18 protein-coding genes are annotated in these 22,293 nt (G+C 64.3%); 4 read left to right on the top strand and 14 right to left on the bottom strand.

Going from position 1 to position 22,293, the window contains the following annotated elements:
* Positions 1-24 precede the first annotated feature (24 nt).
* The 8 genes from D7325_RS03760 to D7325_RS03795 all read right to left on the bottom strand — a co-directional run bounded on the left by D7325_RS03760 (position 25) and on the right by D7325_RS03795 (position 6,507).
* Positions 25-375 carry a bleomycin resistance protein gene (locus D7325_RS03760; RefSeq protein ID WP_120994204.1) on the bottom strand — a complete coding sequence of 117 codons (351 nt, stop codon included), beginning with the start codon at positions 373-375 and terminating at the stop codon, positions 25-27.
* Positions 372-896 (bottom strand): retropepsin-like aspartic protease family protein, encoded by a 525-nt coding sequence (locus tag D7325_RS03765; protein ID WP_120994205.1) that lies wholly within the window; start codon positions 894-896, stop codon positions 372-374. Before D7325_RS03765 ends, D7325_RS03760 begins: the two co-directional genes overlap by 4 nt.
* Positions 893-1,873, bottom strand: a complete 981-nt coding sequence (locus tag D7325_RS03770) for an esterase-like activity of phytase family protein (RefSeq protein ID WP_120994624.1) — start codon at positions 1,871-1,873, stop codon at positions 893-895. The genes D7325_RS03765 and D7325_RS03770 overlap by 4 nt, the downstream gene beginning before the upstream one ends.
* Positions 1,874-1,899: 26 nt before the next feature.
* The gene (gene parE / locus D7325_RS03775; RefSeq protein ID WP_120994206.1) at positions 1,900-3,786 is read right to left on the bottom strand and encodes a DNA topoisomerase IV subunit B; all 1,887 of its coding nucleotides are present in this window, start codon (positions 3,784-3,786) and stop codon (positions 1,900-1,902) included.
* A 17-nt stretch (positions 3,787-3,803) separates the two neighbouring features.
* Positions 3,804-4,421, bottom strand: a complete 618-nt coding sequence (locus tag D7325_RS03780) for a YqiA/YcfP family alpha/beta fold hydrolase (protein WP_120994207.1) — start codon at positions 4,419-4,421, stop codon at positions 3,804-3,806.
* Positions 4,422-4,501: 80 nt separating this feature from the next.
* Positions 4,502-5,317 carry a 3',5'-cyclic-AMP phosphodiesterase gene (cpdA, locus tag D7325_RS03785; protein ID WP_120994208.1) on the bottom strand — a complete coding sequence of 272 codons (816 nt, stop codon included), beginning with the start codon at positions 5,315-5,317 and terminating at the stop codon, positions 4,502-4,504.
* 129 nt (positions 5,318-5,446) lie between these two features.
* A complete protein-coding gene (locus D7325_RS03790; protein WP_120994209.1) occupies positions 5,447-5,893 on the bottom strand; it encodes a DUF1249 domain-containing protein in 447 nt (148 codons plus the stop codon).
* A complete protein-coding gene (locus D7325_RS03795) occupies positions 5,890-6,507 on the bottom strand; it encodes an NUDIX domain-containing protein (RefSeq protein ID WP_120994210.1) in 618 nt (205 codons plus the stop codon). Before D7325_RS03795 ends, D7325_RS03790 begins: the two co-directional genes overlap by 4 nt.
* A 179-nt stretch (positions 6,508-6,686) precedes the next feature.
* On the opposite strand from D7325_RS03795, the gene D7325_RS03800 reads away from it, so the two are divergent.
* A complete protein-coding gene (locus D7325_RS03800; RefSeq protein WP_120994211.1) occupies positions 6,687-7,427 on the top strand; it encodes an RsiV family protein in 741 nt (246 codons plus the stop codon).
* Here the strand turns inward: D7325_RS03800 and D7325_RS03805 are convergent.
* The 4 genes from D7325_RS03805 to D7325_RS03820 all read right to left on the bottom strand — a co-directional run bounded on the left by D7325_RS03805 (position 7,424) and on the right by D7325_RS03820 (position 12,995).
* Positions 7,424-9,445, bottom strand: coding sequence for a polysaccharide biosynthesis protein (locus tag D7325_RS03805; protein WP_177431775.1), 2,022 nt, complete (start codon positions 9,443-9,445; stop codon positions 7,424-7,426). The two genes, D7325_RS03800 and D7325_RS03805, sit on opposite strands and share 4 nt — an antisense overlap.
* Before the next feature lie 49 nt (positions 9,446-9,494).
* Entirely contained in the window at positions 9,495-10,529 is a 1,035-nt protein-coding gene (locus D7325_RS03810; protein WP_120994212.1) for an MraY family glycosyltransferase, read from the bottom strand.
* On the bottom strand, positions 10,526-11,491 hold the full coding sequence (locus D7325_RS03815) for an NAD-dependent epimerase/dehydratase family protein (RefSeq protein ID WP_120994626.1): 966 nt from the start codon (positions 11,489-11,491) through the stop codon (positions 10,526-10,528). Before D7325_RS03815 ends, D7325_RS03810 begins: the two co-directional genes overlap by 4 nt.
* 88 nt (positions 11,492-11,579) lie before the next feature.
* Entirely contained in the window at positions 11,580-12,995 is a 1,416-nt protein-coding gene (locus tag D7325_RS03820; RefSeq protein WP_120994213.1) for a mannose-1-phosphate guanylyltransferase/mannose-6-phosphate isomerase, read from the bottom strand.
* A 201-nt stretch (positions 12,996-13,196) separates the two neighbouring features.
* Between D7325_RS03820 and D7325_RS03825 the strand changes: the two genes are divergently transcribed.
* On the top strand, positions 13,197-14,384 hold the full coding sequence (locus D7325_RS03825; protein WP_162987998.1) for a glycosyltransferase family 4 protein: 1,188 nt from the start codon (positions 13,197-13,199) through the stop codon (positions 14,382-14,384).
* Positions 14,385-14,476: 92 nt separating this feature from the next.
* The gene (locus D7325_RS03830; protein WP_120994215.1) at positions 14,477-15,835 is read left to right on the top strand and encodes a DUF4214 domain-containing protein; all 1,359 of its coding nucleotides are present in this window, start codon (positions 14,477-14,479) and stop codon (positions 15,833-15,835) included.
* Between the two features lie 57 nt (positions 15,836-15,892).
* Here the strand turns inward: D7325_RS03830 and D7325_RS03835 are convergent, their stop codons facing one another.
* A complete protein-coding gene (locus D7325_RS03835) occupies positions 15,893-16,915 on the bottom strand; it encodes a DUF4214 domain-containing protein (protein WP_162987999.1) in 1,023 nt (340 codons plus the stop codon).
* Between the two features lie 113 nt (positions 16,916-17,028).
* Here D7325_RS03835 and D7325_RS03840 point away from each other — a divergent pair, with 113 nt between their 5' ends.
* Complete coding sequence (locus D7325_RS03840) at positions 17,029-17,397, top strand: hypothetical protein (RefSeq protein WP_120994217.1); 369 nt, start codon at positions 17,029-17,031, stop codon at positions 17,395-17,397.
* 204 nt (positions 17,398-17,601) lie between these two features.
* Here D7325_RS03840 and D7325_RS03845 read toward each other — a convergent pair whose 3' ends face one another.
* Positions 17,602-21,930, bottom strand: a complete 4,329-nt coding sequence (locus D7325_RS03845; protein WP_162988000.1) for a tandem-95 repeat protein — start codon at positions 21,928-21,930, stop codon at positions 17,602-17,604.
* Positions 21,931-22,293 lie beyond the last annotated feature (363 nt).

Raw genomic sequence — 22,293 nt, forward strand, 5'->3', positions numbered from 1 at the left:
TTTCTTCAGATAAGGGTGTATGACTCACGGCCGCTGCTCACCGAACTTGAGCAAATTGCCGTGGAGGTCCGTGACATAGAGTTCTTTCATGCCCCAGGGCCGGACGATCGGCTCCGCGAGGCTCAAGCCGCGTGCGCTGAACTCCGCATGCAGGGCCTGGCAATCGCCGGTGCGCACGTAGCAGGAGGTGTTTTCCGCCAGGTGTCGCTCGGGGCAGAGCCAGAAGTGCAACTCGGCCCCGTCGCGCGCCAGGATCAGGTAGTCGGGCGCTTGCAGCAGGGCCTGAAAGCCGAGAAACCGGGTGTAGAACGCCTGGGTTTCGGCGAAGTCCAGCGAGGCCAGCACCGGCACCGTCGCCTGTATCAGAGCAGTCATCGAGTCGGCCGTTGCTGCCGCAGCACCAGGGTGCCGGCGCGCTGGGTGAATTCGAGTTGGCTGAGGGCGCTCATGCCGAGCAACACCTGCTCGCCGTCGAAACCGGGGGCGACCAGCGCGGCGACATCGCGCAGCACGATGTCACCGAGTTCGAGGCGATCGAGCCGGGTGCGATAGCCACGGGTCTGCCCGTTGGCCGTCTGCAGGGTCACGGCGGCGCCTAGCGAGAGGCCGAGCGAATCGGCCAGCTCATCGGAAATCGCCACGTCGGTGGCGCCGGTGTCGAGCAGGAACACCACCGGCTCGCCATTGATCTTTCCCGAGGCGACGAAGTGGCCCTGTACGTTGGCCTCGAGCAGCACCTCGATGCGATTGCCCTGGTGCGCCGACACCGGCTCGGTGTTGGGGTTGAGCCGGCCCTGTTCCCAGTCCGCGAAGAACCGCGTCGCCAGGAAAAGTCCCATGCCCCACGCGAGGACCAGCATGACGCGGCCCGCCCGGCGCCCGACCGGCTGGCTCACTGGGCGGCGCTCCAGCCGCCCTTCGGCGCGGCGAAGCGCCAGACGACCGGCCGGCGCTCGCCGTCGGCACGCGGCTTGCCATTGTTGTCGACCCCGATCCAGGCGCCCTCGGCATCGATCACGAGCGCTTCGGCGGTGCCGTAAGGCGTGTCGTAGCGGCGCCCCTCCGCGCTCGCCGCATCCGCGTAGGACCAGCACCGCTCCGCCACCCCATTGCTGGCATCGCGCCGACAGATGCGATGGCTGGTGCGCTCCAGCGTGAACAGCTTGCCATCATGGAAGGCCAGCCCGGAAAAGCTCCGGGACTGCTGCCGGGCGCCGAGGGCCGGCGGGGTCGCCTCGGTGCCGCCCTCGGCGAGCAGCACGCATCCACCGGTGCAGCGCCAGCCGCTCTGGTTGCCATGCAGCACCACCAGGCCCCGGCGCTCACGCTCCGCGGCCAGCCATAGCCGGCCCGCCTCGGGATCGACGGCGATGCCTTCGAATCCGGCATTGAAGCCCAGCAACATCCCGCTGGCCCGGCCCTGGCGCACCGGCGATGCGGGCAGCGCCAGCCAGTCGGCCGTCCCGGCCGGGTTGAGCCGCAACACCGCGGCATGCGCCTCGCTGACCAGATAGCGATTGCCAAGCGCATCGCAGGCCAGCCCCTCGAAATCCATCGCCCCTCCGCGAACCTGCGCGCTGACCCACGCCCGTACGCGCAATCCCCAAGGCAGGCCACCCGCCGGTGGCGGCGGCGCGAGGAAGGATTCTTCAATCGCCGTCCAGCCCGATTCGCCTTCCTCCAGGCGATAGAGCCGGCCATCGTCGCGATCGGAGACGACCCACAGCTCGGCGCCGCAGCGCGCGAGGCCAGAGAGATTGCCGCTCGGCATGCCGTCGACCACGGCCTCGGTGACCAATGCCAGCTCCGGCACCGCATCGGCAGTCTGCGCCTCGGACGCCGAGGACGCCGCGACCGCCTGGCCGGCCAGCATCACCAGGGCCGCCAGCCCGGCGCGGATCAAATCAGCACCTCGGCCAGATTGCCTTTGGTCTCGAGCCAGCCCTTGCGATCGCTGGCGCGCTTCTTGGCCAACAGCATGTCCATCATTTCGCGCGTCGCTTCGAAGTCATCCAGTGTCAGCTGAACGAGGCGACGGGTGTTCGGATCCATCGTGGTTTCGCGCAGCTGCAACGGATTCATCTCGCCCAGGCCCTTGAAGCGGGTGACCTGCGGTTTGCCGCGCTTCTTCTCGGCCAGCAGCCGCTCGAGGATGCCGTCTCGCTCGGCTTCATCCAGCGCGTAGTGCACCTCCTTGCCGAGATCGATGCGGTAGAGCGGTGGCATCGCGACGAATACGTGGCCGGCATCGACCAGCGGCCGGAAGTGACGCACGAACAGCGCACAGAGCAACGTGGCGATGTGCAGGCCGTCGGAGTCGGCGTCGGCCAGGATGCAGATTTTGCCGTAGCGCAGCTGGCCCAGGTCCTCGGCGCCCGGATCGACGCCGATGGCCACGGCGATGTCGTGCACCTCCTGGCTGGCGAGCACTTCACCGCCATCCACTTCCCAGGTGTTCAGGATCTTCCCGCGCAGCGGCATGATCGCCTGGAATTCCTTGTCCCGCGCCTGCTTGGCCGAGCCGCCGGCGGAGTCGCCTTCCACCAGGAACAGCTCGGCGCGCATCGGATCCTGGCCTGCGCAGTCGGCGAGCTTGCCGGGCAGCGCCGGGCCCTGGGTGATCTTCTTGCGCTCGACCTTCTTGCCAGCCTTCAAACGGCGGCCGGCATTGCTGATCGCCAGCTCGGCCAGTTGCAGGCCTAATTCCGGATGGGCGTTGAGCCAGAGGCTGAAGGCGTCCTTGACCACGCCCGAGACAAAGGCCGCCGCCTCGCGCGATGACAAACGCTCCTTGGTCTGTCCCGAGAATTGCGGCTCTTGCATCTTCATCGAGAGGACGAACGCGATCCGCTCCCAGACATCTTCGGGCGCGAGCTTCATCCCGCGCGGCAGCAGGTTGCGGAACTCGCAGAACTCGCGCATCGCATCGAGCAAACCCTGCCGCAGACCGTTGACGTGGGTGCCGCCCTGGGCGGTAGGAATCAGGTTGACGTAGCTCTCCTGCACCCCGTCGCCACCCTCGGGCAGCCACAGGAGCGCCCAGTCGACCGCCTCCTTCTCGCCGGCGAGCACGCCGGTGAAGGGCTCTTCGGGCAGCCGTGGGTATTCGCTGACCGCATCGGCCAGGTAGGAGCGCAGGCCATCCTCGTAATGCCACTCGACCTTCTCGCCGCTGGCCTTGTCTTCGAAGCTGACCGACAACCCCGGACAAAGCACCGCCTTGGCCTTGAGCACATGCTTGAGGCGGCTGACCGAGAACTTGGGCGAATCGAAGTACTTAGGGTCCGGCCAGAAGTGGACGCTGGTCCCGGTGTTGCGCTTGCCTACGCTGCCGACGACCTCCAGCTCGCTGGCCTTGAAGCCATCGGCGAAGCCCATCCGGTACTCGCTGCCATCGCGCTTGACGGTCACGATCACGCTCGTCGAGAGCGCATTGACCACCGAGATGCCCACCCCATGCAAACCACCGGAAAACTGGTAGTTCTTGTTGGAGAACTTACCGCCGGCATGCAGCTTGGTCAGGATCAGCTCCACCCCCGGCACGCCCTCCTCCGGGTGGATGTCCACCGGCATGCCGCGTCCGTCGTCGATCACCTCGAGCGAGTTGTCCGCATGCAGGATGACCTGCACCGACTTGGCATGCCCGGCCAAGGCCTCGTCGACGCTGTTGTCGATCACTTCCTGCGCCAGGTGGTTGGGGCGGGACGTGTCGGTGTACATGCCGGGGCGCTTGCGCACCGGGTCGAGGCCGGAAAGAACTTCGATGGCTTCTGCGGTGTAAGACATGGGAACGGGTGCTGTCCTTAAAGATCGGTGAAATCGGCCTCTCGCCAGAGCGATGGGTCAAAGCCGGCAAACGCCAACAGGGCGGGCAGGCGCTCGGCAAATCCCTGGAAACCATGATCGCCCCCGGCCTGGATGCGTACCGCGCAACCGCGGTAGAAGGCCTCGGCCTGGCGATAGTCGAGCGTCTCGTCGCCCGTCTGCAGCCAAACCTGGAAACGCTCCGCATCGCCCGGCGGCCCCACTTCGAGTTCGGCCAGGGCAGCTACATGGTCGTGCGTCAGATCCCAGACCTCACCGCTGTACAGGTTGGTCTGCGGCCCGAGATGACCGTCGAACAGACGATGCGGGTTGACCGCCGGATTGATCAGCAACGCCTTGAGCCCGTAGCTCTGCGCCAGGTGGGTCGCATAGTAGCCACCGAGCGAACTACCGACCAGCAACGGCCGACCGAGCCGGGCGATGGCCTGCCGCAGATCGGCGCTCGCCTCGCGTGGATGGTGATGCAGCGCAGGAACGTGCAGCTGCTGCGACTGGCCGATCCGCCGCATCGCTTCGCTCAGCACCCGTGCCTTCTGAGACAACGGCGAGCTGTTGAGCCCGTGAATGTAGAGGATGGATGGCTGCGATTCAGTCATGCGGATGCGAGGCTCGGACCAAATAGCCGGAAGGCTACAGGCCGCCGCCTCGGCACTGCAAGCGCGCGGCCGATGACGACTCAATAGCCCGTGGCGCCTTCCTCGACCGTGAACGTCAGCCCTTCGACCCGCGAAATACCGGTGGTCAGGGTGCCATCGGCGGCGAGTCGCAGCCAGCGGTAGCCGGGCCCGCGGCTATCGAGTTCGAAGGAGTGGCTTCGCGGCATGAACTGGATACCGGTCGACGGGGAAGCCAGCAGACGAACGCCGTTGCGCATGCCATCGAAGGCCTGGTGAATGTGCCCCCAGAGGACGGCACGTACCTGCGGGTAACGATCGAGCACCGAGAACAGCGCATCGGCGTTGCGTAAGCCGATGCGATCCATCCACTGGCTGCCGATCGACACCGGATGATGATGGAAGCTGACCAGCACATGCCGACCGGCCGCAGACGCGATCGCCTCGTCGAGCAGTTCGAGCTGACCATCGGCCAGGTGCCCGGCCACCGATCCCGGCACGAGCGAATCGAGCATGACGATGCGCCAGTTACCGATGTCAATCACCGGATTCATCAGATCACTGCCGCGCGCGACCCTGATCATATTGTCGCGATCGTCATGATTGCCGGGATACCAGCGCGCCACCGCCGGGATCACCGATGTCAGCGCCTTGAAGCGCTCGTATGACGCGACCGAACCATCCTGCGAGAGGTCTCCGCTGGCCAGCAGCAGATCGACGCCCGGTTGCTCGGCCAAGGCGAGATCGATGACACGCTGGAGGCTGTCGCCCGTGTCGAGCCCCAGCAGCTTGCCGCTCGCCTCGGCAAAGAGATGACTGTCGGTCAGCTGGAGCACCAGCACCGATCCGTCGACAGCCTTGAGGGGCACGCTCGCCACGACGCAACTCCTAACAGCGCAATGCGGCCATTATGGTGCCGGCCGTTTGGGGGGGTAAACCCGCCAACCGGGCATGGGTCACAGATACGGCGCTCAAAGCTGCGGGCGATCCGGTCGACGATCCGGGGCTCAAAGCACCGGTTCGACTTCGTGCCCACACGCCAGGCAATGGCTGAGCCACTCACCTAGAAAAAGGTTGAGCTGGGCCTTCTCATCGGGCTGATGCATCGCCGCGTTCGGATAGGCATAGATGCTGCGAAAGCGGCGGGCGTTCTGTGCGCCGATGACTTCGGCCATGCGCGCGTCATGGTAGACGCGCACTTCCAGGCTCGGCACGGGCAACCAGGGCAGGCAGTGGGTCTGGCTGACCTTCAGGGTCGTGGTGTACGGGCACGTCTCGATGACTTCTAATGCCAGCACGCCAATCAACCGGTCGCCCTGGCTGATCGCGATACGGCGTACCGCCGACTGCTCGCGCATGTCCGGCAAGAGACGCACCAACCGGAGATAGTTGGCCTCACAGGCCGCCTGCAACTCCAGCAGGTCGACGCGGTAACGCTCGCGCACCGGCCTCATGCCCACGCCCCGCGCACGCGCTGGCGGTTCAGCCCCAGCCATTGCAGCGCGATGATGGTTGCCGCGTTGCCGATGCGGCCGTCCGCGACCTGGGCGAGGGCCTCGTCGAGCGGCCAGACATGCACGCGGATGTCTTCGCCTTCGTCGACAAGGCCGTGAATCCCGCCGGCGCCTTCGCTGTCGCAGCTGCCGAGAAACAGGTGAACGAACTCGTCACTGCCGCCCGGAGACGGCAGGTAGTTGGTGATGGGCATCAACTGACCGAGCGACAGACCGGCCTCCTCGACCGCCTCACGCCGGGCGACCTCCTCGGGCTGCTCATCTTTGTCGATCAGCCCGGCGACCAGCTCGATCAGCCAGGGATTGGCCACCTTGCCAATGGCGCCGACGCGAAACTGTTCGATCAGCACCACGCGATCGCGCGCCACGTCATAGGGCAGCACGCAGACGGCATCGTGCCGCACGAACAGTTCGCGCTCGATCTCGGGGCTCATGCCACCGCTGAAGAGTCGATGGCGGAAATGCAACCGCTGCAGGCGGTAGAAACCGCTGAAGCAGGTTTCACGCCGAACGATCTGGATGTCGTCCGGACCGGATTGAAAAACGTCAGTCATCAAGGCTCGCTAAAAGAAGTGGAGGCCGGCCTGGAGGCGGTGGCCTACAAAGCGTTCGAGCGCCATCCTAGCGTGCCCGTTCAACGAGCGCAGCCATTGGCGACAAGCCGCATGGGTCGAACTTACCGCTTCGGGCACAATCGAACCCGTGCCCCGCCGCCGCGCCTCAGGAGGTTCCCATTCCGTCCTACAGATCACTGGCCATCCTCGGCCTGACCACGCTGCTGGTCGCCTGCCAAAGCCCTGTACTTCAGCAGCAGACGACACCGCTCTCCGCTCAGCGCATCCTCGACGAGCAACGGCCCGAGGGCTGCCAGGGCGACCGATGCCCGCTGGTGAATGTCGACACCTTCGTCTTTGCGACCGAGCCGGCGCTCAACGCACTGATCGATGAGCGCCTCAGGCGGATGACCCAGCATGGCCCCGATGACGCGGTTCCCGTCTCGCTCGACGCGTATCGCCAGCGCTTCCTGAGCAATGCCGAGCCCGGCTGGAGCACCTACCTGCAAGCCAAGCCGCGGGATCAGCATGGCGATCTGGTGGTCATCGAGCTGTCGAGCTACCTGTACCAGGGCGGCGCGCACGGCATGCCCGGACGCGGCTTCATCAATTACGACCTAGAGCGCAACCGCGCCGTAACGCTCGAAGACGCCTTGCTCCCTGGCCAGGAGGCCGCGTTCTGGGGGCTTGCCGAAGAGGCGCATCAGGCCTGGCTGGAGGGCAACGTGCCCGAAGAGGACGCCGACTTCGCCGATAACTGGCCCTTCCAGCGCACCGATCACATCGCTTTCCTGAAGGACAGCGTGCTGCTCAAGTACGACGTCTACAGCCTTGGGCCCTATTCGATGGGCCATCCGGAACTCAGCATTCCCTATTCCAAGCTGGATGGGGTGCTGAAACCGGACTACCTGCCACGCTAGGCTTGCGGTATCTCCGGAGCGGACCTGCCGGCCAATGACACATTGCGTCGCCGGTAGGTCCAATCGAAGCACTCCTGCTCCGGTCGGTAACCGTCCACGGTGGACTGCAAGATCAGGCGCACCCTATCGAATTCACCGCCGCGTACGGCGCGAACCAATTGATCGAGCACGACGCGCAAACGCTCCCAGGCGAGGTACCCCTCGTTGGCGCACAGAATCATCGGATGCTCGGTCGGCGTTACGTTATCGCCGATCAGCAGCTCTTCGTAGAGCTTCTCGCCTGGGCGCAACCCGGTGTACTCGATCGCGATCTCGCCGCGCGGGTTCGTTTCGCTGCGAACTGAAAAACCCGACAGATGAATCATCTTTTCGGCCAGCTCGGCAATCAGCACCGGCTGCCCCATGTCCAGCACGAAGACCTCGCCACCCTTGCCGAGCGCACCTGCCTGCAGGACCAGCTGGGCCGCTTCAGGGATGGTCATGAAGTAGCGCGTGATGTTCGGATGGGTGACCGTCACCGGCCCTCCCGAACGGATCTGCTCACGGAACAACGGGATGACCGAACCTGACGATCCAAGGACATTGCCGAAGCGAACCATCGTGAAACGCGTACGGCTGACCACGTGCAGCGATTCATCCGCGGCGAAGAGAACGGGCGCCGGCTCTGCACTGAGCGCCTGCAGCGCCATTTCGGCGAGCCGCTTGGTACTGCCCATCACGTTGGTTGGCCGGACGGCCTTGTCGGTCGAGATCAGGACGAAGCTGCTCACACCTGCCTGAATCGCCGCCTGTGCGGCATTGACCGTTCCGATGACATTGTTCAGCACGCCCTCTTCGATATTGTGCTCCACCATCGGCACGTGCTTGTAAGCAGCGGCGTGATAAACGGTATCGACCCGCCAGGTCAGCATGATTTCAAGCAGGCGCTCCGGATGGCGAATGGAACCCAGCAATGGAACGAGTTCGGTTCGGCCGAGCGTACCCTCAAGGCGCTGCTCCAACTCCCGGTGGATGCTGTAGAGCCCATATTCGTTGTGATCCAGCAAGATCAGCGTCGACGGGGCCAGGTCGAATACCTGCCGGCTCAACTCGGAACCTATCGAGCCTCCAGCCCCCGTCACCATCACCACCTGCCCGCGAATACAGCGCTCCAGCAGATCAGCCCGTGGCTCGACAATATCGCGACCGAGCAGATCGGCGACGTCCACTTCCTGAATATCCTCGACCCTGACGCGGCCACGGGCGAGATCCATGAAGCCCGGCACGGAGCGGATGTGGAGGGGGTAGTGCTCCAGCGCCGCCAAAATCTCCCGCCGCCTGGCCCGACTGGCCGACGGAATGGCGAGCAGGATCTCAGTGGCGCCGGTTTCATCGATCATCCGGTCGATATGGCGTGGCTTGTACACCTTGAGACCGGCAATAACACGATTGGCGATGCTGTCGTCGTCGTCGATGAACGCCACGGGACGCATGGCGCGCCCCATGCGCAACGCCGCCGCCAATTGATTGCCCGCCGCACCTGCACCATAGATGGCGACACGTGGCAGTCCATCGTCACGCATGAACGGAATGGCCATGCCGACGTTGTACCAATCCCCCAGCACGTATTGGCGCAGAACCAACCGCAAGCCGCCGAGCAATACCAGACTCAACCACCAATAGTTGAACACCAGCGAGCGGGGCACGATGGCCGGCGGGTCGCGGTACCAATACATCGCCAGCGCCAGCAGCAATGATGAAAGTGTCACGGCCTTGACGATGGTGATGAGCGCGTCGTTGCCCAGGTAGCGCATGACGGCACGGTACATGCCGATCCGGATGAACAGCGGAATGGCGAGTACAGGGGCCAATCCAAACAACCAGGCATGTCCCGACAAGGGTTCGATACCTTCAAGCTCACCCAGGCGTACAACGAATGCCAACCACAACGCCATCCAGACGAGCACGATATCGGCCGCGACCTGAAGCAGTCTCTTGTAACGGCGTGGTAAGCCCAGAAGGCGATCACGCAAAATCATGCAATTTCCTCGTATACCGCATGGATGCGCACAGGCATCGCATTGCCGGTCAAGATGTGGCCCGTTCCGGCCGCCCAGCACCAAGGAGCCAAGCGAACGTTATCAATGGCAGATACGACGCGATCAATCCGACGACCTCCGTCACTTGTCGCGTCGCCACCAGCAAGGCCCACGGGAGCAACCAACCCACATTGATCGCGAGAACGCTCAGCGTCACGGGAACATGCGAACCGAACCGCCTGGCTGCGGCCTGGTACGCATGGCTGCGATGCGCCTGATGAATCGCCTCGCCTCGCCATAACCGATGCAGCAAGGTAAAGGTTGCATCGACGATGAACACGCCAAGCAGGATCAGCCAGCTCCACCAGAGCGTAGGCTCCAACGATGCGGCACGCAGCGACAGGATGCCTAGGAAGACGCCCAGAAAGCCGCTGCCGACATCGCCCATGAAAATCCGCGCCTGCGGGAAATTCCAGCATAGAAACGCCGCCACGGTCGTCGCCAGAATGACTTCCGGGGCGATCAAGACTTCAGCCATCTCCGCAACGCCAGCAAGCACGTAGCACACCACGGCAGATAACGTTACGAACACACCCTCAATAGCGGCAAGTCCATTGATGCCATCCATGAAGTTATAGAGGTTGATCAACCAGACCAGATACAGAACCGCCAGTATCTGCCCCAACCAGCCCAGCTCGATGGGGTGGCCGGCAACCACCATCGCAGGCAAGCCGCCGAGCCAATACAAAGCCCAACAGGCTGCCGCGGCGTGCCCCAGCAATCGCCAGCGCGCCGGCACATGCCGATGATCGTCCACGAATCCGACCAACGCGACGGAGCCTGCCGCGCCTAGCAAGGACATGGCCATTGCCTGGGTCAGGCCTCCCCACGCGCAGAGCAGCAGGAGCGCGACCAGCGAACACAGGACGAACGCCAGCCCACCGCCGCGCGGGGTCGGAATCACGTGCGAGCTGCGCGCGTTCGGGATGTCCACCAGTTGCCGCCGCAGCGCGTAATGCCGCAAACCTGCCACGAGCAAAAAGGAGCCGATAAATAGCCCGACAAGCAGCAAGGCAACGCTCATTTACGCTGGTTTCGCAAAAAATCCTCCACCGTCCGACGAAGGGCCTGATCCACTGAAACGGGCGGCACCCAGCCAAGCACCTGGCGTGTCTTGTCGATATCGACCTCGAGAGACCCACAAAGCCGCCGAAAAATCCCGAGCTGCCCAGACGCCCTGGCAGCGGCCTCGAGAATTGCCGGAGGCACAGGGGGCAGCCAAGCCCTACAACCCATCGCCGAGGCTGTGCGCCGAAGCAGCTCGGGTGTCGCAAGGGATTCGCCATCACCGGCCATGAACACCTGGTTTCTCGCCTCAGGATGGACGATGCACAGCTCGATCAGATCGACCAGATTGTCCAACGCCACCATCGTCCGACGATTCTTCACCAAGCCGACCGGCACAGGGACCCCACGCGAAACCCAGCGCATCAGCGTCTGGAAGTTGGCCTTGACGCCTGGCCCGTAGACAAGGGGCAGCCGAATGATCACCACCTCCAGCCCCGTCTGCTCTGACAGCTCGATGAGCGCCTGCTCCGCCTCGTACTTTGAGCACGCATAGGGGTCGGCGGGCGCAACACGATCGTCGGCCGACCAAGGGTGGCCTGGCCGGCTCGACTCGCCATGCACCTTCACCGTGCTCAAGAATACGAAACGTCGCGCGCCGTAGCCGACAGCCAGGCGCGCCAATCGGATGGTCAGATCGACGTTAGCCTCGCGAAACGCCTCCAGCGGCGAACTGGCGGTTTCGCGCATCACATGCACACGTCCCGCGCAATGCACGACCGTATGCAGATCCGCGACCGGCGCACCCGCTGCGAAAACACGGCTGGAGGAGCCGGGCACGGCGATTACGCCCGCTGGCAGGGACGCCCCGGTCCGGCGCGTCCAGGCCAGCACCTGCATGTCGTCTCGCAGCAGCAATCGCGCCAGCACCGCCGCGCCAACGAACCCGGTGCCGCCGGTCACCAGTACTTTTTTTTTCACACGGATACCTAGCCTCGCCCCCACTCGACTGCTTCACCGTACCGGACCACTGCCACGCACGCGGCCGGCCAGCAAAGCGCAAGCCCCTTCACTTGAGCCGCCCGTAGCGGTCCTCGAAGCGGACGATGTCGTCCTCACCGAGATACGCACCGGACTGGACCTCGACCAGCTCGAGCGGCACCTTGCCCGGATTCGATAGCGAGTGCTTCACACCCAGCGGGATATAAGTCGACTGGTTCTCCGCCAGGATCGTCTCCTTATCGCCGCAGACGACCCGTGCCGTGCCAGACACCACGATCCAGTGCTCCGCGCGGTGGTAATGCAACTGGAGCGAGAGGCTTTCACCAGGCAGCACCGTGATGCGCTTGACCTGATACCGATCGCCATGGCCCATCGTCTCGTAGTGTCCCCACGGGCGGCTGACCTTGGGATGGCCGATCGCTTCCTGGCGCCCCTCGGATTGAAGGCGGCCAACGATGGCCTTGACCTGTTGACCCGCCGACTTATCGGCGACCAGCACGGCGTCCTTCGTCTCGACGATCAGCAGGTCGGAAACACCGACCGTCGTCACGAGCCGATGGTGGGACTGGACAAGGCTGCCTCGCGTATCGATGGCCATGACATCGCCATCCAGTGCATTGCCCGCCTCGTCACGGTCAGCGATGTCCCACAGCGAGGTCCAGCTTCCAAGATCGTTCCATCCGGCATCGAGCGGAATCACCGCGGCATTGTCGGTCCGCTCCATCACCGCATAGTCGATGGATTCGCCGTCGCAACGCGCGAACGGCTCAGCCGCCACATGCACGAAATAACGGTCCCGGCTGGAGGCCTCGAAGGCTGCCCGGACCGACGTCAGGATGTCCGGACGATGAATGCCCATTTCCCGGAGCAATACCGAGGCCTGGAACATGAACATCCCGCTGTTCCAGAGATAGCGGCCGCTGGCCAGGTAGGCTTCGGCGGCGTCGGCCGTCGGCTTTTCCTTGAAGCCGGCGATGGCATAGGCATCCTCGGCAAGGGCGGGGCCGCATTCGATGTAGCCGAAACCCGTTTCGGGGTGCGTCGGTGTGATGCCGAAGGTCACCAGGCGGCCCGCGCGCGCAAGGGCTTCGCCTGACTCAACCACCTTGCGGAATGCCGGCTCGTCATGAATGTAGTGATCCGCGGCCAGCACCAACAGAACCGGATCGTCGCCTTCGCTACAAGCTTCCAGAGCCGCCAGGACGATTGCCGGAGCCGTGTTGCGGCCCACGGGTTCCAAGATAATGCGCGCATCGAGCTGGCCGATCTCGCGCATTTGCTCCGCCGCGATGAAGCGATGCTGCTCATTGGCGACAACCAATGGTGGCGTATGCTCGAGCCCGTCCAGGCGTCCGAGTGCGCGCTGGAACATGGTTCCGCGTCCCTGGCGATCAAGCGCCAGGAATTGCTTGGGGTATTGCGGACGGGAAAGCGGCCAGAGGCGAGATCCGCTCCCTCCAGCCAGAATCACGGGCGAAAACATAGCAACTCCAGGACTGCCCTCAATGGCAAGACCGCGCATTATCGAAGCGCAAAGGAACAGTTGCAATTGGCCGCGCCGTTGCACCGAGCGCAATGGTCCACAGGGTACGTCGATCGGGGTCGTCAACCTTGGGTCGACGCGTCAGACTGTGACCCGCCGGAGGCAACCGCCCCGTCCTCTTCTCCCTTTCTGTCGATGCCGATGAACCTTCTGCTCAATACCGAATCACTCACCCCTCCGATCACAGGCGTGGGCAACTACACGCTGAACGTCCTCCGTGGCCTTCGCGAGCTGGAGTTGCTCGATAGCATCGAATGTTTCTCCGGTAGTTCCTTCGAAACAGTCGAGCAGGCGATCGATCGAGCATCGGGTACAGGCAGGGCAGAGCATGCCTCCGCCTCGATAGGCTATCGACTGCGCACACTCATCAGGCGTCTTCCGCTCGCCTACCGCGCACGGTCCATGCTGCACGACCTGCAACTCAGCAAGGAAATCACTCGACGGCGCGAGCACGTCTACCACGAGCCCAACTTCATCCTGAAAGCACACCAGGGACCTAGCGTCGCGACCATCCACGACCTGTCCTTCATCCACTACCCTGAGCATCACCCGGCCGAACGAGTCGCCTGGATCGGCTCGGAGCTACCGAAGACACTCAGGCGTGCCGACATGCTCATCACGCCCTCCGAGATCGTTCGCCAGGAGCTCATCGCAGAGCTGCGGGTGCCGGCCGACAAGGTTCGCAGCATTCATCTCGGTGCGGCGGATTGCTTCACACCGATGAACCGGGAAGAAACGGCCAGCTGCCTTGCCCGGCACGGGCTGGCTCATGGGCGGTATGTCCTGTTCGTCGCGAGTCTCGAACCGCGCAAGGGGATCGACCTTCTGCTCGATGCCTGGTGCGCACTGCCGGCGGCGATGCAACAGGAATTCCCGCTGGTTCTGGCCGGAGCCCCCGGCTGGAAGAACAGAGACCTGCTCGGCCGCCTGAAGCGCCTCCAGGAAACGAGCCCGCTTCGACACCTGCACTACGTACCCTTCGACGACCTGCCGACCCTCTACGCCGGCGCTGCGGCATTCGTCTACCCATCCCATTACGAAGGCTTCGGCTTGCCGGTACTGGAGGCCATGCGTTGCGGCATCGCGACCATCACCACCGAGAGCACCTCGATGGCCGAGTTCACCGATGGCAACGCCCTGCTCGTCGAGCGAGGCAACCGTGACGCCCTCGCCCATGCGCTGTATCGGCTACTGGACGATGAGCCTTATCGGCGAACCCTCGGCAGGCAGGGCGCAGAACATGCTCGCCACTTTTCGTGGCGGCAGTGCGCCCGCGAGACGTACCAGGTCTACCAGGCCGCGCAGGAGCGGCACCGAGACGCCCACTGAGGGGCCGACCGCTCGTCCCGACGATAGCCTGCGGAGCGAACGCCCCCTTTAAACTGCCCCAACCCAAGCCGCACTCAACGGATGACCGAGACATGATCAGTGAGATCAACACCCGCACCGAATACCCCTATCGCGCCGTAACCTTTCTCATCGCGACCTTTCCCGACGGCAGCCAGCTCTCGGGAACGGGGGCATTGGTGGGGCGAAACGACGTCCTGACCGCCACCCACGTCATCTATTCCCCCGATCATGGCGGCTGGGCGACGAGCCTTGAGATCTATCCCGGTGTCGATTTCAACCAGCGCACCTACCGATTCGAGAGCTCACCGGTGGTCGAGCTGGGCGCCTTTCGCTGGACGGTACAAGCGTGGCCCGAGCAGACCTTCCAAACCGGCAGCAACGAGACCCTGACGACAGCAGAGAGCCAATACGACATCGCACTCATCGGGCTGAGCCAGGCGGTTGGCGATCAGGTTGGCTGGTTCGGTGTCGCCAGCGGCTACAACGACTGGCAACAGGCCTACCAGATCGGCTACCCATCGGATGGTACCGGCATGATGCTGGGCACGGCCTGGGTCGACCGCAACAGCCTGTATTCGGTCTACCGCGCCGACGCGTCCACCGGCAGCGACATCATGGCGCCCGGCAGCTCGGGCGGCCCCTTGTTCATCCTGGATGAACTGGGCGATCCCTATGTGATCGGCGTCCGCTCGAGCGGCAGTGCGACCACCAGCTATTGGGCCGACGTCGATCTGCTCTACGAACAGATCGTGCTGGCGATGGGCGAGAACGATAGCCTTCTCCCCGATGCCGCTCCGGCGGTCAACGTCGTCTACGGCACCGCCGCACCCGACACCCTGTTCGCCACGGCCGGCGTGGATGACGTCATTGCCGGCGCAGGTCTGGACACTCTGCTCTACGACGAGCAATCCGGACGCTTTCTTGTCGAGCGCTCGCTCGAGGGTTACCAGGTCACCAACCGGCTGGATAGCCTGGATGTCGACTCGCTCAACGGGGTGGAACGACTCACCTTCACCGATGGCACCCTCGCGCTCGACATAGGACCGGGCGAGACTGCTGGGAGCGCCTATCGCCTGTACCAGGCGGCCTTCGACAGGACGCCGGATACCGAAGGGCTGCGGTTCTGGGTCAGCGTGATGGATCGCGGCACCAGCCTCATGGACGTTTCGGCGGCCTTCACGACGAGTCCCGAATACCGCCAGCTCTATGGCGCCGCACCAACCGATGCCGAGGTACTCACTCATTATTACCTGAACGTGCTCGACCGTACGCCCGATCAGGAAGGCTTCGACTACTGGATGACACAAATGCAGGCGGGTCTGAGCGACGCCGCCGTGCTGGCGTATTTCTCGGAAAGTCCCGAGAACCGCCTGAACGTCATCGGCGCCATCGAAGACGGCATCTGGCTGGGGAACACACTGGTCGCCTGAGAAGAGGTTGGCTGGGTTGGGTGACGAGCAACGCAACCCAGCGAAGGCATCAGCCCCTCAAACCAGCCAGATACCCTGGGCGAGCGCACCCGAGGTATTACCGATATTTTCGGGGCTTTCCGAAAACCACATCAGCACTTCAGCGGCGCTCATGCCGTTATCCATCTGCCGATCCCAGTAATCGAAGCCCTCCTGATCCGCTGCCCGATCGAGCACGTTGAGGTAATAGCCATTGAGGATTTCCTCATTATTCTGGCTTGGATATAGCGCCTGGAATTCAGGGCTGCGGACAAAGCCCTCGGCGATCTGTAAGAGCGACTGACCTGCGTCGAGCTCCGCAATCCAGAACGCAAGCCCCTCATCATCGGGCACCCGATCGAATGCCGCCTGATAGAGCCGGTAGGCCGATCCGGTGTTCTCGCCCTTACCGACATCGATCGCCAACACCGATCCGTCGCCAAAAACCAGCCGCTCGACCGATACCAGCGTATCCACTGCGCCTGCCGCGTTGCTCACCTTGAACCCTGCACCACCCGAGACCGTATAGGCAGACGAAAAACCCTCGTATCGAGCGACGTCCAGGCCGCTACCGCCGTCGAGGTAATCGCTCGCCGTTCCCGATACCAGCGTGTCCCAGCCTTCACGACCATAGAGCCGATCGCCCCCGCCATAGCCGGCCAACACATCATTGCCTGCCGAGCCGTACAGCTCATCGCTGCCGCTGAGCATGTAGCCCAGCGCCGCCTGGCCATCGGTCGTGACGTATTGCTCGAGCCGAAGCGCATTCAGGTTGAACCCGCTGGCCTCCATCATCAGCCGCCCACCCTCGTAGCTGGCGGCAGAGGTTACGTAGCCACCGGCAAGGCCGTAGGCATCGTATTGAAAGGACCCGAAATAGTCCTGGGTCCGGTAGCCATCGGTTACGCGAATGTGCGTTGGCGTCGAAACCGGAACATCGCCGTCCCAGGCGTAGACAAGGGTCATATCGGTAGGTTGGTGAAGCGTAAGAACTGCCATGTCAGCGTCTCCATCGATAAGGTGCGCCCCAAGCGTAGCAGGCCCCAGCCTCGCCGCTCGCATCACAAGCACCCAAGCCGATGAGCCCGCCATCACAACAATGATGTGATAGTGATATCACTTTGCGCTCAGTAATATGGCGCCCTGCCCGACCTCCCCGCCCGGCAAGGAATGCCATGTCATCGGAATACCCCGAACGGCGCCGTCACCTCGCGCTGCGTCGCTACATCGAAACGCTGCTGGACGATGGCGCGGTCATCCAGCGCCGCGACCCTCTCCAGCTGATCCACGATGGAGAGCTGTATCGCATCGCCAACGGCATGATGATCAGCGAAGGCGATTCGGCAGAGATGACCCGTAACCTCACGCCGACCCCCAGCCAGACGTTGGGATTCGACCGCGCGCTGGACGAAGTGCTTCGTCAGCTCGAGCAAGCCATCCATGCACGCCTGCGCAATCCGCTACCAGAGCACCACGAGGACGCCGCCAAGCTCGAAACCGGGCAAAGAACGGCGCTCGGATCGACCACGACGCCCGACGCGTAACGGGCGTCGACCGAGGGCATTCCTGCGGGCACGAGGTTGAGCAAGACACTCTGTGCACTCGGCGCAGAGTGAGAAAGACGGCGGTCTCAAGGCCCAGCCGCTTGACTCCATCTGCAGCATCCCAACGATGCTGCAGACAGCGCCCGGCTCGTCAGACGAACCGCACCCAGCCAAACCGGGCAAGGCCAGAAGCTCTTGCCGCTGTCAGACGATGAAGGCCCACTGATCAGCGGCGAGCACATGCTGCTGCATCTCGACCGACGTGGCGAACGCTTCGATCACGTCGCTCAACGAGCCGCCCTGATCGAGCACGGCCTGCCAGAAGGCCTTGCCGGTTTCGTCGGCGGTTCGTCCGAACAAGCTCTGATAGAGCACATCCAGCGTCTGTGACCGTGCATCTGACGTGGAGACGTCCAGGACCGCGCCGATCTCCGGCGATGTCAGCATCGCCCTGAGAACCTCCGAGCGAGCGCCCCCAGAACTCAGGACACCCGACCAGAACTCCAGACCGCCCAGATCCGCCTCCCGCCCGAAGGCCTGCTGGTACACACCGGCCAGCCAACCGGCGGAGGCATCCGTTTGTACGGCCTGCTGACCGTCGGCAAAGGTGAGCATCTCGATGTTGACGAGCGTGACTGCATCCCCGCTGGCATCGATCGGCCTGATCGTCACCGAGGCTGCACCCTGAGTGATGACATAGTCGGCGATACTCCCGCCGAACGTTGCGCCATCGGCACCTGATCCGCCGTGCAGCAAGGCATTGCCCGACCCAAGACCATCGAACTGCAGCAGGTCGCTACCTCCGCCGGCGAAGACCTGATCGCCCGCGCCGGCAACGATGGTCTGACTGGCACCGTCGGCCACGAGCGTCTGGCCGCCCTGCCCCGCGACGACGGTAGCACCACCGATCACCGCAGCGAACGGGACATTGTCCAGCACGATATCAACGCCTGCCGGAAGCCCGCCTGCATCGATCACCAGCGCTGTCGTGGGTGTGTCAGTGGCTCCCGGTGCGCCATTGAGGGTCAGCGTGCCGCTCGGGCGGTCAGCCCCACCCTGGAGGGTCAGCGTCTGCAACAGAAGCGACGCGGCTCCCGAGAGCCCCTGCACGAAGCCAGTGGCGCCGTCGATCATGCCCTGCTGGTCGTTGCCACCGGGAGTACCGAGCCCCTGGATGGTTCGAATCAAGCCTTCCAGCGCGCCCGAGGTGAGCAACGGCGCGGCGGGGCCCGATGCCTGCAAACCGATGCCGCTCGGGATCGAGGCCGTCAGTAGGCTGGTTCCATCGCCACCCGTCACCAGCGGTATGTTGGCGACGGTCGCCTCGCCGGTATCGTCGACCCGGTCGTCCGTGACGACCGGGACGGTGACGACGGTCGTTACCGTTCCGTCGGCCTCGGTGATGGTGCCGGTCTGGACGTCCACCCCATCGACGCTGTCGGTGCTCGGCGCCGGCGCTGCCGGCGGTGACGGTGGCGCACTCACGGTTAAGGTCAACGCAATGTTAGACGTTGCAAGGGCACCGTCTTCGCCGCCGTCGCGAAGGGTGAACGCAAAGGTCTGCCGACCTACGCCATCCGCCACGAAGGACACGCGCCCGGCATCGATATCCGCCTGGGTGATCACGTCGCCGACGACCAGATCAACCCCGGCAAGCTGCAACCGCCCGGAGGCCGACAGCTGCGTCACGGCGTATTCGATCCCCTCAACCGCGTCATCCACATCACTTGCCCGCAGCATGGCCGAGGAGAGCATCAGGCTCCGCCCCGCCGACAGCGACCCACCCTGAGCGACCGCCAGCACAGGTGCATCGTTCACGGCGGTCACCGCGACCGACACCGAAGCCACCGCACTGGTGTGAACGCCATCGTCGATCGTGAAATCGACCCGGCGAGCGTTGGCATCATCGGCCGTCGGGTCATCGCTGCTCGAACCGAACGTTGCCGAACGCAGGACTTCCAGCAGCTCGGCTGGCGACCCACCGGCAAGCGCGTAGCGACCCTCGCCCAGGTCTTGCACGACGATGCCGGTCGTACCGGTCGAGAACGCAAGGACGTCGCCGTCGCGGTACTGGTCGATGGACACCCGTGCGCCCAGCAGGCTGCTGTCGTCGACCAGGTCGACCAGAGCGGCACCTACCGCAACCGATCCGCCTTCGGTGAAGGCGACCGGCGCCGGATCGACCAGCAGCACCGGCACGCGGTCGACATCGGACAGGTTCACCGTCATCACGTCGGTCACGGTCTTCGCGCCGCCCTGACCGCTGGCGCCACCGTCGCTGAACGTCCAGCGCAGCGCGACCGACGCTTCGGGTGCGAACGCCTGGTTCTGGTAGGCCACATGCTGGAGCACCGCCTCGACCAGGGCGCGGGTCGCCTGGGTCGCCGACGAATTGAAATCGATCTGCAGCCGCCCGCTGCCCAGGCTGATCTGACCGAACGCCAGGCCGCCGGCCAGCAGGACGTCATCGGCCACCGTGAACAGGGCGCTCGCCGACGGCAACAGGCTGAACAGGTCATCGCTCGACGCGCCGCCGTCGCGCGTCAGAACCAGCTGCGCACCGGTCAAGGCATCGACGCCGCCCAGCGCGGCATCCAAATCGACATCCGCCAGGCTCGCCAGGGGTGCCAGATAGACGGGCGACGCCCCTTCGGCGTAGCTCGCCACCCCGTCGACGCCGGACAGCTGCGGTGCGTCGTTGACCGCACCGACGCGGAGCGTGACGGAGGAACTGTCGCCGTCCACTCCATCGGAGACGGCCATCTGCAAGGTGACGTCCCGCACATCGTTCGCCGCCGCCGTGAACAGCACCTGCCCACCAGCGATGACGGCGTTGATATCCGCCGCCGTCCCGGTAAGCGTGAGCGTCTCGTCGGTCCCCGCGGCGGTCACTCCGCCGACCGAGGTCGCGGCCAGACGGCCGCTGCCAACGGTCAGCGTCAGTGTGAGCACGCTGCCCGGCGCATCCGCGTCGGCGACCGTGATGCCGGTAAGGGGCACACCGACGTCTTCCAGCAGGCTGATCGAAAGGGGCGATGTCAGCTGCGGTGCGTCGTTGATCGACTCGATGGCCAGCGTCCGGGTCGCGGCCAGGGAATCGGCCACCCCATCGTTGATGATGAAACTGATGGTCCGGCTGGTTCCCGGCGCATCGCTGGTGCTGGTGAAGCTGACCGAGCGCAACGCGGCCTGCCAGTGGGCAAGCGTCGCGGTGCCACCGACGGACGTCAGGGTCAGGGTGCCGCTGACGCTATCGAACGCCGCCACGATGTTGCCCATCTGCCCGTCGTTCACGAAGCCCAGCATGTCGCTGCCGGCCTGGTAATTCGCCACGATGGCCACGCGAGCCGTCGTCAGCGTCAAGCTGTCGATGTCCGTCACCGTGATCTGATCATCGATGGCCTGCGCCGCCGCGTTCTCGACATAGGCGGCGGCCTGGGTGCTGGTGACGAGCACTGCGGGATCGTTTACCGGCGTGATGGGCAGGATCGCCGCGCCACTTGCCTCATCCTGCCCGTCGCTGAGGGTATAAGCGAACCTCACCTCACCGTAGACGTTGGCCCCCGGCGTATAGGACCACTCGCCCGCGTCGAGCGGGGTCAGCGTGCCGGTGCCGCTGACCAGCTGCAGGTCGGTGACCGTGATGGGATCGGACTCCGCGTCCAGGGTCGTGCCGAGCAGCTCCGCCGAGGTGATGATCCGGGCGTCGCTGTCTTCACTGACCGGTGCCAGCGTGGCGCCGCCTGCCGTGGGCGCGTCATTGACGCCCTGCACGGTGATGCTCGCCGTAATGTTCGGCGCCGTCTCGTTCTGGGTCTGGCCGCTGTCTTGCAGCCATTCGAGCGTGATGCTGCGCGCGCCTTCGACAGGCGCCTGGCTGTCATTGCGGTAGGTGATGCCTGCCAGCAGGGATTCGAGTTGCGCAGGCGCGAGGGCGAGCCCCGACAGCTCCAGGCTCAGGCCGCCACTGGCCGAAACCAGGCTGTAGCTGCCGCCGCTGGGCAGATTGCCACCGGCACCGGCGACCAGCGCGATGTCGATGCCATCGAGGCGCAACACTTCCTCGCCATCCTGCACGCCGTCGATCTGCAGCCGCAGGCCGGTGAACATCTGGCTGCTGTTGCCGGTCGAGGCCTGCAAGGCGGGAAACAACCCGACCGCCGCTTGATCTTCCAGGTAGGTGGCGAGGGTCCCGCTGCCGGTCAGGCTGGGCACCTGATCGGCCTCGAGGGAGACCAGGTTGAGGGTCAGGGTGTAGTCGAGGACGACGGGGCCGTTCGCCATCGTGATCGTGTAGCTTCCGGCCTCCAACGTCTCTCCGCTCGAGAAGCTCTGCAATTCACTATCGCGATAGAACGAGTTGCTCATCGCGCTCAGGTTGAACCTGGCGCCATTGATTGCCACGTTGGCGAGCGCAAGCGAATAGCCCTGCACCGCATAGCCGGTGGGGATTGTGAAGACGATGACATCGGATGAATCGCTCGGTGAGTTGAGGCTGCCTAACCAGCGCTGCATACCGGCGTCATCGAGCACCCAGGAGGCTCGCGTAGGCTGTCCCAGCGAGTCGACTCGGGAGGTATAGGGCTCTACATCACCGCTGGTGAATTCGCTGAAATCCAGCGGCCCATTGGTTTGAATTTCCAGGTCCGACATCAGCGGCCTCCTTGCGCTTCAGGGAAGCTTCCTTGCCATCGTCGGGTTACTCGACAAGGCGGCCGTGCGAGAGAGGAAGCGAGGCGGCGAGCATATGAAAAGCGGCAATTTGCCGCAACTTTTGCTTTTTTCGATTGTCGTGCGGGGTCAATCCAAGGTCGCACTGGACAGGCCCCTTGAGCTCGAGAGGAGTCGCCCAATGCGGGTCAAGTACCGCACCGACAGGAAAATCCGTGCGCAGCA

Origin of the sequence: Stutzerimonas urumqiensis, assembly GCF_003640395.1 — a bacterium.
Classification (GTDB): Bacteria; Pseudomonadota; Gammaproteobacteria; order Pseudomonadales; family Pseudomonadaceae; genus Stutzerimonas; species Stutzerimonas urumqiensis.

Coding starts and splice junctions, on each gene's coding strand:
- D7325_RS03795 (WP_120994210.1), bottom strand. CDS start 6,507: ATGACTGACGTTTTTCAATCCGGTCCGGACGACATCCAGATCGTTCGG.
- parE (WP_120994206.1), bottom strand. CDS start 3,786: ATGTCTTACACCGCAGAAGCCATCGAAGTTCTTTCCGGCCTCGACCCG.
- D7325_RS03790 (WP_120994209.1), bottom strand. CDS start 5,893: ATGAGGCCGGTGCGCGAGCGTTACCGCGTCGACCTGCTGGAGTTGCAG.
- D7325_RS03835 (WP_162987999.1), bottom strand. CDS start 16,915: ATGCGAGCGGCGAGGCTGGGGCCTGCTACGCTTGGGGCGCACCTTATC.
- D7325_RS03810 (WP_120994212.1), bottom strand. CDS start 10,529: ATGAGCGTTGCCTTGCTGCTTGTCGGGCTATTTATCGGCTCCTTTTTG.
- D7325_RS03780 (WP_120994207.1), bottom strand. CDS start 4,421: ATGACTGAATCGCAGCCATCCATCCTCTACATTCACGGGCTCAACAGC.
- D7325_RS03805 (WP_177431775.1), bottom strand. CDS start 9,445: ATGATTTTGCGTGATCGCCTTCTGGGCTTACCACGCCGTTACAAGAGA.
- D7325_RS03820 (WP_120994213.1), bottom strand. CDS start 12,995: ATGTTTTCGCCCGTGATTCTGGCTGGAGGGAGCGGATCTCGCCTCTGG.
- D7325_RS03840 (WP_120994217.1), top strand. CDS start 17,029: ATGTCATCGGAATACCCCGAACGGCGCCGTCACCTCGCGCTGCGTCGC.
- D7325_RS03770 (WP_120994624.1), bottom strand. CDS start 1,873: ATGCTGGCCGGCCAGGCGGTCGCGGCGTCCTCGGCGTCCGAGGCGCAG.
- D7325_RS03760 (WP_120994204.1), bottom strand. CDS start 375: ATGACTGCTCTGATACAGGCGACGGTGCCGGTGCTGGCCTCGCTGGAC.
- D7325_RS03830 (WP_120994215.1), top strand. CDS start 14,477: ATGATCAGTGAGATCAACACCCGCACCGAATACCCCTATCGCGCCGTA.
- D7325_RS03825 (WP_162987998.1), top strand. CDS start 13,197: ATGAACCTTCTGCTCAATACCGAATCACTCACCCCTCCGATCACAGGC.